At 67.9% G+C, this 13,012-nt stretch carries 15 protein-coding genes; 9 read left to right on the forward strand and 6 right to left on the reverse strand.

Annotated elements, in window-relative coordinates:
- Positions 1-2 precede the first annotated feature (2 nt).
- From AX709_RS17130 to AX709_RS17140, 3 genes are read right to left on the reverse strand one after another with little or no spacing between them, the layout of a single operon-like run.
- Positions 3-338 (reverse strand): 2Fe-2S iron-sulfur cluster-binding protein, encoded by a 336-nt coding sequence (locus AX709_RS17130; protein WP_066480080.1) that lies wholly within the window; start codon positions 336-338, stop codon positions 3-5.
- The gene (locus AX709_RS17135) at positions 335-1,420 is read right to left on the reverse strand and encodes a cysteine desulfurase family protein (RefSeq protein ID WP_066551160.1); all 1,086 of its coding nucleotides are present in this window, start codon (positions 1,418-1,420) and stop codon (positions 335-337) included. The genes AX709_RS17130 and AX709_RS17135 overlap by 4 nt, the downstream gene beginning before the upstream one ends.
- The gene (locus tag AX709_RS17140) at positions 1,417-2,520 is read right to left on the reverse strand and encodes a cysteine desulfurase family protein (protein ID WP_156454313.1); all 1,104 of its coding nucleotides are present in this window, start codon (positions 2,518-2,520) and stop codon (positions 1,417-1,419) included. The genes AX709_RS17135 and AX709_RS17140 overlap by 4 nt, the downstream gene beginning before the upstream one ends.
- A 105-nt stretch (positions 2,521-2,625) precedes the next feature.
- Here AX709_RS17140 and AX709_RS17145 point away from each other — a divergent pair, with 105 nt between their 5' ends.
- Positions 2,626-3,282: an alpha/beta hydrolase gene (locus AX709_RS17145; protein ID WP_066480083.1), complete on the forward strand. Its 657-nt coding sequence runs from the start codon at positions 2,626-2,628 to the stop codon at positions 3,280-3,282.
- 110 nt (positions 3,283-3,392) lie between these two features.
- Here AX709_RS17145 and AX709_RS19035 read toward each other — a convergent pair whose 3' ends face one another.
- On the reverse strand, positions 3,393-3,566 hold the full coding sequence (locus tag AX709_RS19035) for a hypothetical protein (RefSeq protein WP_197418944.1): 174 nt from the start codon (positions 3,564-3,566) through the stop codon (positions 3,393-3,395).
- 106 nt (positions 3,567-3,672) lie between these two features.
- On the opposite strand from AX709_RS19035, the gene AX709_RS17150 reads away from it, so the two are divergent.
- Positions 3,673-4,377, forward strand: coding sequence for a Crp/Fnr family transcriptional regulator (locus AX709_RS17150; RefSeq protein WP_066480085.1), 705 nt, complete (start codon positions 3,673-3,675; stop codon positions 4,375-4,377).
- 54 nt (positions 4,378-4,431) lie between these two features.
- Here the strand turns inward: AX709_RS17150 and AX709_RS17155 are convergent, their stop codons facing one another.
- Together AX709_RS17155 and AX709_RS17160 are read right to left on the reverse strand one after the other, a co-directional pair.
- Entirely contained in the window at positions 4,432-4,869 is a 438-nt protein-coding gene (locus AX709_RS17155) for a hypothetical protein (protein ID WP_066480087.1), read from the reverse strand.
- A gap of 62 nt (positions 4,870-4,931) precedes the next feature.
- Positions 4,932-5,924, reverse strand: a complete 993-nt coding sequence (locus AX709_RS17160) for a threonine ammonia-lyase (protein WP_066551162.1) — start codon at positions 5,922-5,924, stop codon at positions 4,932-4,934.
- A gap of 151 nt (positions 5,925-6,075) precedes the next feature.
- Between AX709_RS17160 and AX709_RS17165 the strand changes: the two genes are divergently transcribed.
- The 7 genes from AX709_RS17165 to AX709_RS17195 form a co-directional block, all read left to right on the forward strand.
- Entirely contained in the window at positions 6,076-7,317 is a 1,242-nt protein-coding gene (locus AX709_RS17165; RefSeq protein WP_066551164.1) for a decarboxylase, read from the forward strand.
- A 187-nt stretch (positions 7,318-7,504) separates the two neighbouring features.
- Positions 7,505-8,566: a 1,9-bis(guanidino)-5-aza-nonane synthase gene (locus tag AX709_RS17170; RefSeq protein WP_066551186.1), complete on the forward strand. Its 1,062-nt coding sequence runs from the start codon at positions 7,505-7,507 to the stop codon at positions 8,564-8,566.
- A 431-nt stretch (positions 8,567-8,997) separates the two neighbouring features.
- The gene (locus AX709_RS17175; protein WP_066544396.1) at positions 8,998-9,429 is read left to right on the forward strand and encodes an MAPEG family protein; all 432 of its coding nucleotides are present in this window, start codon (positions 8,998-9,000) and stop codon (positions 9,427-9,429) included.
- Between the two features lie 141 nt (positions 9,430-9,570).
- Positions 9,571-10,764: an ImmA/IrrE family metallo-endopeptidase gene (locus tag AX709_RS17180; RefSeq protein WP_066551166.1), complete on the forward strand. Its 1,194-nt coding sequence runs from the start codon at positions 9,571-9,573 to the stop codon at positions 10,762-10,764.
- The gene (locus AX709_RS17185; protein ID WP_066551167.1) at positions 10,764-11,273 is read left to right on the forward strand and encodes a DUF4411 family protein; all 510 of its coding nucleotides are present in this window, start codon (positions 10,764-10,766) and stop codon (positions 11,271-11,273) included. The genes AX709_RS17180 and AX709_RS17185 overlap by 1 nt, the downstream gene beginning before the upstream one ends.
- A gap of 77 nt (positions 11,274-11,350) precedes the next feature.
- Positions 11,351-11,851, forward strand: coding sequence for a hypothetical protein (locus tag AX709_RS17190; protein WP_066551168.1), 501 nt, complete (start codon positions 11,351-11,353; stop codon positions 11,849-11,851).
- Between the two features lie 573 nt (positions 11,852-12,424).
- On the forward strand, positions 12,425-13,012 hold a 588-nt coding region (locus tag AX709_RS17195), incomplete at its 3' end, for an RBBP9/YdeN family alpha/beta hydrolase (RefSeq protein ID WP_066551170.1).

Here is a 13,012-nt window from a genome sequence, read left to right on the forward strand (position 1 = left end):
CGTCAGCGCCCCTGCATGTTGCGGTGCGCGGGCGGCATCCGCACCGTCATGCCGTCCATCGTCGCGTCGAGCATGATCTGGCACGCCAGCCGGCTGTGCCGCGTCGCGCCGACCGCCAGGTCGAGCATGTCCTCCTCTTCCTCGCGCGCGGGCGGCAGGCGGTCGAAATCCTCCGCCGCGATCAGCACGTGGCACGTCGAACAGGCCATCTGGCCCTCGCACGTGCCCTCCAGCGGTTGGCCGTCGGCCTGGGCCACGTCGAGCAGCACCGCGCCCGGCTCGGCGCTGACCTCGCGCACCGCGCCGCCGTCGGCGCTGACGAAGCGCACGCGGATCATGCCGCCACCCGCTGGGCGCGCGCGGCGCTGTCGATCCGGTCGATCGCGGCCATCATTTCCTCCTCCGTCGTGTATCGGCCAAAGCCCAGGCGGATCGACGCGCGCGCCTCGCCTTCGCTCAGCCCGATCGCGCGCAGCACATGGCTCGCCCGGCCCGATCCGCTGGCGCACGCCGAGCCGGCCGAAAACGCGATGTCGCGCAGCTCGCTCATCAGCCGCGCGACGTCGAGCCCCGCGCGCCGCAGATTGAGGTTGCCGCGATAACGATGGTCGCGCGACCCGTTGAGCACCCATTCCGGCCCCAGCCGCGCCAGCGCCATCTCCGCCAGCCGCGCGACATGCGCCGCGTCGGCGTCCATCTGCGCGCGCGCCAGCCGTGCCGCCGCGCCGAACCCAGCGCACAATGCCGGCGACAAGGTGCCCGACCGTCCCGCCTTTTCCTGCCCGCCGCCATGCATCAGCGGCGCGAGCTCGACGCCGTCGCGCACCCACAGCGCGCCGATGCCCTTCGGCCCATGAATCTTGTGCGCCGAAATCGCGATCAGGTCGGGCCCCTCCGGCACCGCAATCCGGCCATAGCCCTGCACCGCGTCGCACAGGAACAGCGCGCCCGCGTCATGCGCGATTCCCGCCAGTTCGGCGATCGGCTGGATCGTCCCGATCTCGTTGTTGACCAGCATCGCGGCGACCAGGGCGGTGCCCGGCTCGATCATCGCGCGCGCGAGCTTCAGGTCGATGCGCCCGTCCGCGCCGACGCCCAGGACCGTCGTGCCCGCGCCGGCCGCGTGCACTGTGTCCAGCACCGCGGCATGCTCGCTCGCCCAGGTGACGACGCCCCCCGGCCCGACCCCCTTGATCGCCCAGTTGAGCGCCTCGGTCGCGCCGCTGGTGAAGCTCACCGTGCCGCCCGGCGGCAACAGCGCGGCGATGTCGGCGCGCGCCGCCTCGACCGCCGCCTTCGCCGCCCGGCCGGGTGCGTGCGCGGAATGCGGGTTGGCGTGCTGCTGCGCGAGCCACGGCAGCATCGCCCCCAGCGCCTCGGGCGCGAGCGGCGTCGTCGCCTGATAGTCGAGATAGGTCACGCGATCATCTCGCCCGCGGTCGGGCCGTGCGCGATCTCCTCGGCGATCGTCGTCCAGGTCGCGACCAGCGCATCGACATCCTCGGCGGTCGTCGACCGGCCGAAGCTGATCCGGATCACCTCGTCCGCCAGGTCGGCGTCGATGCCCATATGCGCCAGCACATGGCTGGGCCGCATGCTGCCTGACGAGCACGCGCTGCCCGCCGACACCGCAAACCCCGCCACGTCGAACCGGATCAGCTGTACCGCCGCCTTCGCCCCCGGCATCCGGTACGCGCCGACCAACGGGCTGCGCCGCGCTTCCTCGGCGATCACCTCGCCGCCCGCCTCGACGATCGCGTCCTCCATCCGCTCGCGCAGCTCGGCGAGCGTGTCGAGGTCCTCCGGCGCCTCCAGCGCCGCCGCGAACCCCACCGCGCCCGGCACATTCTCGGTCCCCCCGCGATAGCCGCGCTCCTGCCCGCCGCTCGGCAGCAGCTGCGCCAGGTCGCGCACCAGCAGCGCGCCGACCCCGGGCGGCCCGCCGCGCTTGTGCGCCGACACCGCGATCAGGTCGGCGTGGTCCTGCGGCCGGTCGCCGTCGTCCCAATGCGCCGGCATCTGCGCCGCATCGACGAACAGGACGCCGCCCGCCGCCTTCACGCGCTCGGCGATCGCCGCGATCGGCTGCAGCACCCCGGTCTCGCTGTTGCCCCATTGCACGCACACCAGCGCCGGCGCGGTGGCGCGCGCCAGTTCCTCGGTCAGCACGTCCAGGTCGATCTCGCCATCGGGGTCGACGCGCAGCCGCACCGCATCGCCCGCGACGCGCAGCACCGCGTCATGCTCGGTCGCGCCGACCATCCGGCTGGCAACCTGTGCCCGGCCGATACCGATCGCGATCGCCTCGGTCGCGCCGCTGGTGAAGATCACCTCGCCCGGCCAGCCATAGCCGCGCGCGATTGCGGCCCGCGCCGCCTCGATCGCGGCGCGCGCGGCGCGGCCTTCGCCATGGGGAGAGGACGGGTTGGCCCAGTCGCCGATCGCGGCGATCACCGCGTCGCGCGCCGCCGGCACCATTGGCGTGGTCGCCGCATGATCGAAATATCGACGATCGCTCAACTTCGGCTCCAATGATTGCGCGGCTGCGCCTGGCGTCTATATAGCCGTGCAATCCATCCGCGCCAGCGCGGTTCCCGCTTGCAAGACAGGTCAGCGTCCAGCCCCATGCCCGAAGTCATTTTCCCCGGTCCCGAAGGTCGTCTCGAGGGCCGTTTCGCGCCCGCCCCGCGTCCGCGCGCGCCCGTCGCGATGATCCTGCACCCGCATCCCCAGTCGGGGGGCACGATGAACAACCGCATCGTCCAGGATCTCTACAAGACGTTCCAGCGCCGCGGTTTCGCCACGCTACGCTTCAACTTCCGCGGCGTCGGCAAGAGCCAGGGCGTGTTCGACAACGGCATCGGCGAGCTGTCGGACGCCGCCGCCGCGCTCGACTGGGTGCAGAGCTTTCACCCGGAGGCGCAGACCACCTGGGTCGCGGGCTTCAGCTTCGGCGCATGGATCGGCATGCAGCTGCTGATGCGCCGGCCCGAAATCCGCGGCTTCATCTCGATCGCGCCGCCGGCCAACATGTACGACTTCACCTTCCTCGCGCCCTGCCCCAGCTCGGGCATCATCATCCAGGGCGACGCCGACGAAGTCGTGACGCCCAGCGCGACGCAGAAGTTGGTCGACAAGCTGCGCACGCAAAAGCACATCACCATTCACCACGACACCATCCCCGGCGCCAACCATTTCTTTGAACATGAAATGGATCAGCTCATGGGCAGCGTGGACAAGTATCTCGACATGCGTCTCGACCCGAACTCGCCGATCCGTTGATCGTCGCAGCGGATTAGCAGAAGCTAATCCGCATCTCGGCGACGATCACGGCCGGCGGCGCAACGCGCCGACCGACGGCACGGGCTTCGCCCGTGCCGGTGCCCGCCTCGTCACACCGTCCAGATAAGCACATTGCCCAGCATCACCGCCGCCGCCGCAAGCATCAGCCCGCCCTTGCGCCAATCGCCGCGCCGGATCAGCACCACCGCACCGATCGTCAGCGCAAAGACGGCGATCATCATCACCGCCAGCGCGGCGGATGCGATAGCGGGCAACTCGTTCATCGCGCGTCGTTCCTGTCGATTGCTTGGCGTCGGGCTCACGACTAGCCGCGCCCGCCCCGCTTGCGAAGCCATTGCCGCATCGACCGGCCAGTCCTAACACCCCCGCATGGCCGAACACGACCCGTTGCACTGCGCCGAATGCCCGGTCCGCGACATCGCGGTCTGCGCGGGGATGGGCGAAGCGGAGCGCCGCGACCTGGCGCGGCTGGGCCGGCGGCGGCGCTTTGCGCGCGGGCGGACGATATTCGCGGCCGGGGATGACAGCATCGCCTGCGCGACATTGGTCAGCGGCACGCTCAAGCTTGCGCGCATCGACGCACAGGGGACCGAACGGATGCTCGGGCTGGTCTATCCCGCCGGCTTCCTCGCCCGGCTGTTCGCGCCGACGCTCGACAGCAGCGCCATCGCCCTCACCGATGTCGAACTCTGCCTGTTCGCGCGCAGCGATGTCGAGCGCGAAATGCACGCGCATTCCGGGTTTATGGCGCGGGTGCTCGCCGCGACGACCGATCAGCTGGCCCAGTCGCACGCGCTGATCGAGCTGATCGGGCGCAATGATGCGCGCGCACGGCTGGCGGGACTGCTGTGCCTGCTCGTCGATCAGCATTGCGACGGTCCGGCAGATAACGGCCTGCGGCTCGAACTGCCGCTCGGGCGTGGCGACATTGCCGCACTGCTCGGCACCACGATCGAGACGATCAGCCGCCAGATCGGCGCGCTCGAAGCCGAAGGCATCGTCCGCCGTGACGGTTTGCGGCACCTGGTCATTTGCGATGTCGGCATGTTGCACCGGGCGGCTGGCCTGGGTTGATGGCCAGCCGCCCGGCGTCGCATGCAGCGCGGGTTGCTGCACGCCGTCCCGTTTTTACAACGTCGCCACGATCACCGCGACGGCGACGCCCCAACCGACCATCAACAGCAACAGGGTGAAAATCTGCGCCAGCGCCGCGCCGGCGGTCGCGTGGCCGCTGCCGGTCATCACGCCTTCGCGCATGAAATCGTGCCAGCCCTGCGGCGTGCCCGGTTTGTCGCCGGTGACGCGCGCCCAGCAGATCGGCAGCGCAAAGAACATCACCAGGAACACGCCGAAAATGGCGAACGGGATCACCAGCTCCGGCCCCATGAACGTCGCGCCCATGATGCCGAGATAGGCCGCAAAGCATCCGAAGATGCCGGCAAAGATCGCCGGGTGCAGGTCAAAGCTGCGCTGTGCCCGATCGGGGACGGGCGGCACCTGCGGCTGGGGCGGCGCGACGATCAGGTCGGCCTGGGCAAAGACGGCTTTGGGATGGTGCTGGGTCATGGGACGCCTCCTCTTGTTGGAAGCGGCCTAGCGTCGGCGCGGCCGTACCGCTTTGACGACCGTCAAATCGTCTCGTGCGCGCGCTGCATGATTTCGCCCGCCAGCACCCCGGCATAGGCATCGGGATCGACGTTGCCGCCCGACAGGATCACCAGCATCCCCGGCTCGACCGGGACCTGTCCGCCGAGCAGCGCGGCGAGCGCGACCGCGCCACCCGGCTCGACCACCAGCCGCAGGTGGCGCGCTGCCCAGCGTTGCGCCTCGCGGACCTGCATTTCGCTGACGGCGACGCCGGTCGCGCCGCGCCGTGCCAGCACCTCGAACGTCAGCGGGCTGACTTCCTTGGTCTGGAGCGAATCGCACGCGGTCGGCGGGGCATCGGCCCCGACCGGCTCGATCCAGCCCGCGTCGAGCGAACGGCGCATGTCGTCCCATCCTTCGGGCTCGACCACGGTCACCCGCGCGTCGGGCAGCGCGAGCGCCAGCCCGGCCGCCAGCCCGCCGCCGCCGCATGGCGTGACGACATGCGCGGGCAGGCCCAGGCCCATCGCGCGCATCTGTTCCGCCGCCTCGATCCCCGCGCTGCCCTGTCCCTCGATCACCCACGGATCGTCGAAGCTCGGCACCAGCACCGCACCGCGCGAATGGGCCAGGTGCGCGGCGATCTTCTCGCGGCTTTCGGTCGCGCGATCGTAATCGACCACTTCGGCCCCCATCGCCAGCGTCGACTCGCGCTTCACGCGCGGCGCATCGGCGGGCATCACGATCACCGCCGGCATGCCCAGCCGGCGCGCGGCCCAGGCGACGCCCTGGGCATGATTGCCCGAGGAGAAGGCGACGACCCCGCGGGCGCGCTGCGCGGGTTCGATCGCGGTCAGCCGGTGCCATGCGCCGCGCAGCTTGAACGCCCCCATCGGCTGCAGCGATTCGGCCTTGAACGTGACGGCCACGCCCTTGATTTCATGGACGAAGATCGGGGTCGGCGGGACCACCGCCGCCAGCTTGGCCGCCGCGTCGCGGACCCCTGCGCGGGTGGGCTGTCGCAAAATCGTCACAAATGATCCTCGGCTGGCGTTCCGGGGTCCAAAAACGCTTTACACACCCCCGGGTCAACCCTATGTGGCGCTTCCGCTGCCCCATGGGACTTCCAACCGCAAGGCAGCTTTTTGTCACCGTATGCCGAAAGGCAATTGGAGGTCCCTTGAATTGGCCAAGCACCATAGCGCGCTGGGGTTAGCGATTCCCCATTCGATTGCCGTTCGCGGCATCGACATCGCAAATCGTGCGCCGGTTCAGCCGGTCACGCTTGTTCGCCCGCACGCCGCCCGTCGTGCGGCCCGTTACTTCGTCGAGAAGTTTCCGGGCCGGTCGATGTATGCGGTGAAGGCGAACCCGTCGCCCGACCTGATCCGCATCCTGTTCGATGCCGGCATCACCCATTTCGACGTCGCGTCGATCGGTGAGGTGCGTCTGGTCGCGGGCGTCGCGCCCGAGGCGACCCTGTGCTTCATGCACCCGGTCAAGGCGCCCGAGGCGATCCGCGAAGCCTATTTCACGCATGGCGTGCGCGTCTTCTCGCTCGATTCGATGGAGGAGCTGGACAAGATCGTCCGCGCGACCACCGACGAAGCCGGCAACGCCGCGACCGACCTCACGCTGTGCGTGCGGCTGCGCGTGTCGTCCGACCATTCGAAGCTCAGCCTCGCGTCGAAGTTCGGCGTCGGCCAGGGCGACACCCGCGTGCTGCTGATGGCCGCGCGCCAGGCGGCGGACGCGCTCGGCATCTGCTTCCATGTCGGCAGCCAGGCGATGAGCCCGGAGGCCTATGCCAACGCGATGGAGCGTGTGCGCATCGCGATCGTCGATGCCGGCGTCACCGTCGACGTGGTCGATGTCGGCGGGGGCTTCCCGTCGAGCTATCCGGGCATGGAACCGCCGCCGCTCGACCGTTATTTCGCGACCATCCACCGCGCCTTTGAAAGCCTGCCGATCAGCTACTCGGCGGAATTGTGGGCGGAACCGGGCCGCGCCTTGTGCGCCGAATACAGCTCGATCGTCGTGCGCGTCGAACAGCGCCGCGGGGACGAGCTCTACATCAACGACGGGGCCTATGGCGCGTTGTTCGATGCGGCGCATCTCGGCTGGCGCTTCCCCGTTCGTCTGCTGCGCGAGCCGGATTCGAATGCGCGCGACATGGCGTTCAGCTTCTACGGGCCCACCTGCGACGATCTCGATCACATGACGGGTCCGTTCATGCTGCCCGCCGACGTGCGCGCCGGCGACTATCTGGAGGTCGGCATGCTCGGCGCGTATGGCGCGGCGATGCGCACCGCATTCAACGGCTTCGGTGCCGGCGACACGGTGGTCGTCGACGACGAACCGATGACCAGCCTTTACGTCGAGGATGAAGCCGCGCCGATGGTGGCGTCGAACGTCTTCAGCCTGTAACGCAGATCCATCAACGTCGCCCCGGCGAAGGGTTCCCATCAAAGTCGTACTTTGATGGGATCCCGATGGCCGGGGCCGTTAGCCATTCCTGGATTGCCAGCCGATCCGGGACCGTTGGCGATCGCTGTGCCACGAACTTAGCGGCCCCGGCCTGCGCCGGGGCGACGCTGTTTGATAGGGAATGACCATGACCGACACCCTCACCGCCCCCGTCAACGACCAGCGCAAGGCCGAACTGCTCGCGCATCAGGTCGAGCATGTCGACATCCGCAGCTTCGACGCGCGCCCGATCATCGAATCGATGGGCAAGATGAGCTTCACCAGCCGCGACCTCGCGCGCGCGACCGGCATCTACAACATGATGCTCGAGGATCCCGACTGCACCATCTTCCTGGTCATCGCCGGCTCGACCAGCGCGGGCGGCTGCATGGACCTCTATGCCGAACTCGTGCGCTCCAACATGGTCGACGCGGTGGTCGCGACCGGGGCCAGCATCGTCGACATGGATTTCTTCGAAGGGCTCGGCCACAAGCATTATCAGGCGCGCGAGATCCCTGACGACAACACGCTGCGCTCGCTCTACATCGACCGCATCTACGACACCTATATCGACGAAGAGCAGCTCCAGGACTGCGACCACACCATCGGTCGCATCGCCGACAGCCTCGATCCGCGCGGCTATTCCAGCCGCGAGTTCATCGCCGCGATGGGCAAGTACCTCGTCGAGCACGGCAAGAAGGACAACAGCCTGGTCAAGCTCGCCTATGAGCATGACGTGCCGATCTTCTGCCCGGCATTCGTCGACTCCTCCGCCGGGTTCGGCCTGGTCAAGCACCAGGTCGAGCGGATGAAGGAAGGCAAGCCCTACATGATGCTCGACGCGATCGCCGACTTCCGCGAGCTGACCGACATCAAGATCGCGGCCGGCGCCTCGGGCCTGCTGATGATCGGCGGCGGGGTCCCTAAGAACTTCATCCAGGACACCGTCGTCTGCGCCGAGATTCTGGGTCACGACGATGTCGAGATGCACAAATACGCCGTGCAGATCACCGTCGCCGACGTGCGTGATGGTGCGTGCTCATCCTCGACGCTTCAGGAAGCGGCGAGCTGGGGCAAGGTCCAGACCGTGCACGAACAGATGGTCTTTGCCGAAGCCGGCAGCGTCATGCCGCTCCTCGCCAGCGACGCCTGGCACCGCGGCGCGTGGAAGAACCGCCCTAAGCGCGGCTGGGCCAAGCTGTTCGCCTGATCGCGCGACGCTCAAGCCCCTCCCGTTCAGGGGAGGGGTTCGGGTGGGGCCTGTCCGGATCGACGAACCCCACCGAAATCAGCGCAAACCGTCACCCCGGCCTCGTGCCGGGGTCCACGGCGCAGCAGTCACAGCGCCATCGGCGTACTCCTCCATCGCGTCGCCCCGGGCTTGACCCGGGGTCCCGCTGATTCTCGCGCCGGAACAGGCAGCGAGGCCCCGGGTCAAGCCCCGGGGCGACGGCAAACATGTTATCGGTGTCCGCTCATCCTGAGTGGCAACTGCGCCTGGCGAGGCCTGTCCTGAGCACCTGCCCCGGCAGGCAGTCGAAGGGGCGCTATCGAAGGACCCGCACCCCCACCCCCAAACCCCGTTGCAATCCGCAACGCATCCCGCCACGCTGCCCCCGAACACAAGGGGGGAGCATCACCATGACCAGCCACAGCCCGATCCTCGCGCCCGTCGTCGCGCTCGCCGCGTGGACGCTCGTGATGTGGGGATGGATGTACGTCCGCCGCATCCCGGCGATGCGCCGCGCCGGCATCGATGCCACCACGCTGGTCGGCGGCACCGGCGCGGACCTGCGCCAGCGGCTGGACGCACGCGCCGGCTGGCCCGCCGACAATTACAACCATCTGCTCGAACAGCCGACGATCTTCTATGCGGTGGCGATCGTGCTGGCGCTGACCGGCTGGGGCGGCGGGTTCAACCTCGCGCTTGCCTGGGCCTATGTCGCGCTGCGCATCGCCCACAGCCTCGTCCAGGTAACGACGAACCGGGTCATCGTCCGCTTCGCGTTGTTCGCGCTCGCCACGCTGGCGCTGGTCGCGCTGACGCTCCACGCGGCGATCGCGGTGTTTTGAGGGGGGATGGATAGCGGCTCAGCGCCCTAGTTTCGGACGTTCGGCGGCAATCCCAGCGATCCCGAAAGCCGCCGTTCGTTCAGATTACGATCCTCGATAATCGCAGTGGCGCGTTAACAGCTGCTTGTGCATTGTGTCGCCGTGGCAGGGATAAACCCCGAGATCCTGATCTGGGCACGCAAGACCGCTGGTCTTGATCTGGAGACGGCTGCCCGCAAGATACAGCTCAACGCGGCGCGCGGCTTGTCCGGGGCGGAGCGGCTGGCAGCTATTGAAGCCGGCGACGTGGTGCCTAGCGCGCCGCTGCTTCGCCGGATGGCTGATAGGTATCACCGCCCGATCCTGACCTTCTACCTGCCGAAGGTGCCTGCACCGCCGGAGTTGGGGCAAGATTTTCGCACGCTGCCGGATCAGGGCGACGAATCCAACGTGTTGCTCGCGACCTTGCTACGCGACGTCAAGGCGAGGCAGGCGCTCGTGCGTGAAACGCTTGAGGACGATGACGACGCCGTCGAGGTCGAACTCGTCGGCTCCGCCAAAGGAATCCGAGACGCCGCCGGCCTCGGTGCCGCGATCGCCCGCGCGATAGGCTTCGACCGAGCTGTATACCGCGCGCACGCTAAGAATGACGAGGCGTTCGCGTATCTCCGCACGCTCGTGGAGGCCAAGGGTGTTTTCGTCCTGCTGGCGGGTGACTGTGGGCACTGGTCCACCGCGATCGAAGTTGGCATCTTCCGTGGCTTCGCGATTGCCGACCGCCTGGCGCCCTTCATCGTGATCAACGATCAGGACGCCAAGGCCGCTTGGGCGTTCACCCTGCTGCACGAGCTGGCCCACCTCCTTCTCGGTGAGACAGGTGTCAGCGGCGGGGCGCCGGCGGCTGGGGTTGAGCAGTTGTGCAATGATGCTGCTGCAGCCGTGCTGGTCGACCGCACCGAGGTTGTCGATCTGCAGCGGCTCCTGCGCGGGGCCGACGGCGACATCAAGGTGATCGGCACGTTCGCCGATCAAGCGCGCATTAGCCAGTCTATGGTTGCCTATCAGTTGTTCCGCGTCGGCGTGATCGACGAGGGTCGCTGGACCGAGCTGCGCGACACGTTCCGCCGCCTTTGGGTCGCACAGAAGGACCGTGAGCGCGAACGGAACCGCAACAAGGACGGTGGTCCCAACTGGTATGTCGTGCGCCGGCACCGGCTCGGCTCGGCGATCCTAGAGGTCGCACGGCAGGGAATGGCCGATGGCTCCCTAACGCCGACGCGCGCGGCGAGGATGCTGGGGGTGAAGCCGATGAACGTCTATCCGCTTCTCGCTGAACCGCGGCGGGCGACGGCCTGATGCTCTACCTGCTGGATGCTAATGCGCTGATCACCGCGCATAACACTTGGTACGGACACAGGCGCGTCCCCGAGTTCTGGCGCTGGCTGCTCCATCATGGCGAAGCGGGCACAATCAAGATGCCGCAGGAAATTTACGCTGAGGTCGAGGCCGGCAAGGACGAGCTGGCGGCATGGATGCACAACGCGGCGACGAAGAAGGCGCTGATGCTTACCGAGGGCAGCGACCTGGATGCGGTTCAGATCGTGCTGGCTCGCTATGGTGACCCGCTGACTGAAGATGACATGATCACGATCGGGCAGGATCCGTTCTTGATCGCAGCGGCCGTCGGGGACGCCGATCGGTGCGTCGTCACCGCCGAAGTGTCGAAGCCGAAGAGGACCGGCGCACGTCGACATGTCCCTGACGTCTGTGGCGATTGCGGCGTCAATTGGATTAGCCCGGTCGAGTTCATCGCCGAGCTCGACTTCTCGACCGATTGGGACGCTATCGAGAAGCTGACGGGATAATTCTGCAACCTAATAGCAAATTGCGGAGGTGGGGTCTGGCCAAGGTCGATTACGACGGGTTCGCGGGCATTCACCGAATGGCTCAAGCAGAGGCGACGGTCGACCAGCGCGCGGCCGTCATCCTGACATTTCACGCCGCCCTTGAGCGCGAGATCGACGTCGTTTTGGCTGCCCTCCTACCCCGGCCCGACAAGCTCAAGAAGGGCTTCGGTTTCGCAAATAAGATCGACGTCTTGGCGGCCGCATGGAAGGGCGACCCAGAGGCCGGGGACCGACTGCATCTTGTGCTGCGACGGTTCAACGACCTGCGCAATTCGGTCGCCCACGGGGACACGATCGAGGAAGTCGAACGCTGGCTGACGAAGCTGCTGGACGCCTACTGCGCCATCGATCCTGACGTCGATGTGCACGTTGAGATCGGCGAAATGGCGCAGGGCATCTGCAGCTTCATGGCGGACGGTCCGACCCCACGCGAGATTGTCAAAGTCGCCGAGGCACTCGAGCAATTGGTCAACGTCACGATGCCTGCGGCGCTGACGTTTCGGGTCTCCGATGAACGCCGCGCGAGGATGGAATAGCTTGGACTAGTAACAGCGTAGCAGGTCTCGTCATTCGAGCAGCCCACTTCGGCAAATCAAACATCCCCGCAGTGCTCCTAGGCTGCCGGACCTATTCGAAAATAGCCGTGCCCGGCCAGCAATCCAACGACGGCAGTTATCATAGGGCAACTGCCTCAAAGCTGCCTGTCCCCAAGCGGCCCAAAACCGGACACCCACCCCCTGTCCTACACCCCGCACCCCATGCCATCCTCCCCGCATGGCGCACCTCGTCCCCTCCTCCGCGACTCCGGCGCTCCGCTCCGCGCACGCCCGCCCGCAATCGCGCACAGCCCGCAACTTCCGCAACTTCGCGCCACCCCGGCACCCCGCCGACAGTGTCAACCCAGTGTCAACTTCCGCCGCCGCGTCCCGCCACTCATGCGCTGCTTCCACCCGTCGCACCGCGCTGCCGCTTCGCCGCACCCACAGCAAATCTTTATTGCCCACTAAATTGATAGGAATATGTTTGCGGCGGGTGGTGGCGCGGCCCGGTGCGTCCCCCTAGAGCGTTTCCGGCCGCGCCATCGCCTTCCTCGCAGCGGAGTTGGCAGCATGGGCAGTTTCTCGCATCTCGACGACACCTCGCCGATCGTTCTGACCGTTCCCGGCCTTGGCGGATCGGGCCCGTCGCATTGGCAGACGCTGTGGGAGGAATCCCGGCCCGACGTGCATCGCGTTGAGCTGGGCATGTGGAACACGCCGCACCGCAACGCCTGGGTGACGCGGCTCGACCAGGCGATCCGCACGGCCCAGGCGCCGGTGGTGCTCGCCGCGCACAGCCTGGGCTGCCTCGCGGTCGCCTGGTGGGCGGCGCTGTCGCCCCAGCCTTATGGCGCGCCGGTCGCCGGTGCCCTGCTGGTCGCGCCGGCGGATGTCGACCGCGCCGATGCGCCGCCGTCGCTCGGTGCCTTTGCCCCCGCCCCGCGCCAGCCGTTGCCCTTTCCGTCGATCCTGATCGCCAGCAGCGACGATCCCTGGATCTCGATCGAGCGCGCGCACAGCCTGGCGGTCGATTGGGGCAGCCACTTCGTCGATGCCGGGTCCCAGGGGCACCTGAACGCCGACAGCGGCATCGGCTGGTGGACGGAGGGTCAGGCGCTGCTCGACCGCGTGATCGACGCCGCCGCCGATCGCCATGGC

The sequence above is a fragment of the Sphingomonas sp. CCH15-F11 genome (assembly GCF_001557005.1).
Classification (GTDB): Bacteria; Pseudomonadota; Alphaproteobacteria; order Sphingomonadales; family Sphingomonadaceae; genus Sphingomonas.

Coding starts and splice junctions, on each gene's coding strand:
- AX709_RS17155 (WP_066480087.1), bottom strand. CDS start 4,869: ATGACCCAGCACCATCCCAAAGCCGTCTTTGCCCAGGCCGACCTGATC.
- AX709_RS19035 (WP_197418944.1), bottom strand. CDS start 3,566: ATGAACGAGTTGCCCGCTATCGCATCCGCCGCGCTGGCGGTGATGATG.
- AX709_RS17170 (WP_066551186.1), top strand. CDS start 7,505: ATGACCGACACCCTCACCGCCCCCGTCAACGACCAGCGCAAGGCCGAA.
- AX709_RS17145 (WP_066480083.1), top strand. CDS start 2,626: ATGCCCGAAGTCATTTTCCCCGGTCCCGAAGGTCGTCTCGAGGGCCGT.
- AX709_RS17150 (WP_066480085.1), top strand. CDS start 3,673: ATGGCCGAACACGACCCGTTGCACTGCGCCGAATGCCCGGTCCGCGAC.
- AX709_RS17190 (WP_066551168.1), top strand. CDS start 11,351: ATGGCTCAAGCAGAGGCGACGGTCGACCAGCGCGCGGCCGTCATCCTG.
- AX709_RS17175 (WP_066544396.1), top strand. CDS start 8,998: ATGACCAGCCACAGCCCGATCCTCGCGCCCGTCGTCGCGCTCGCCGCG.
- AX709_RS17130 (WP_066480080.1), bottom strand. CDS start 338: ATGATCCGCGTGCGCTTCGTCAGCGCCGACGGCGGCGCGGTGCGCGAG.
- AX709_RS17185 (WP_066551167.1), top strand. CDS start 10,764: ATGCTCTACCTGCTGGATGCTAATGCGCTGATCACCGCGCATAACACT.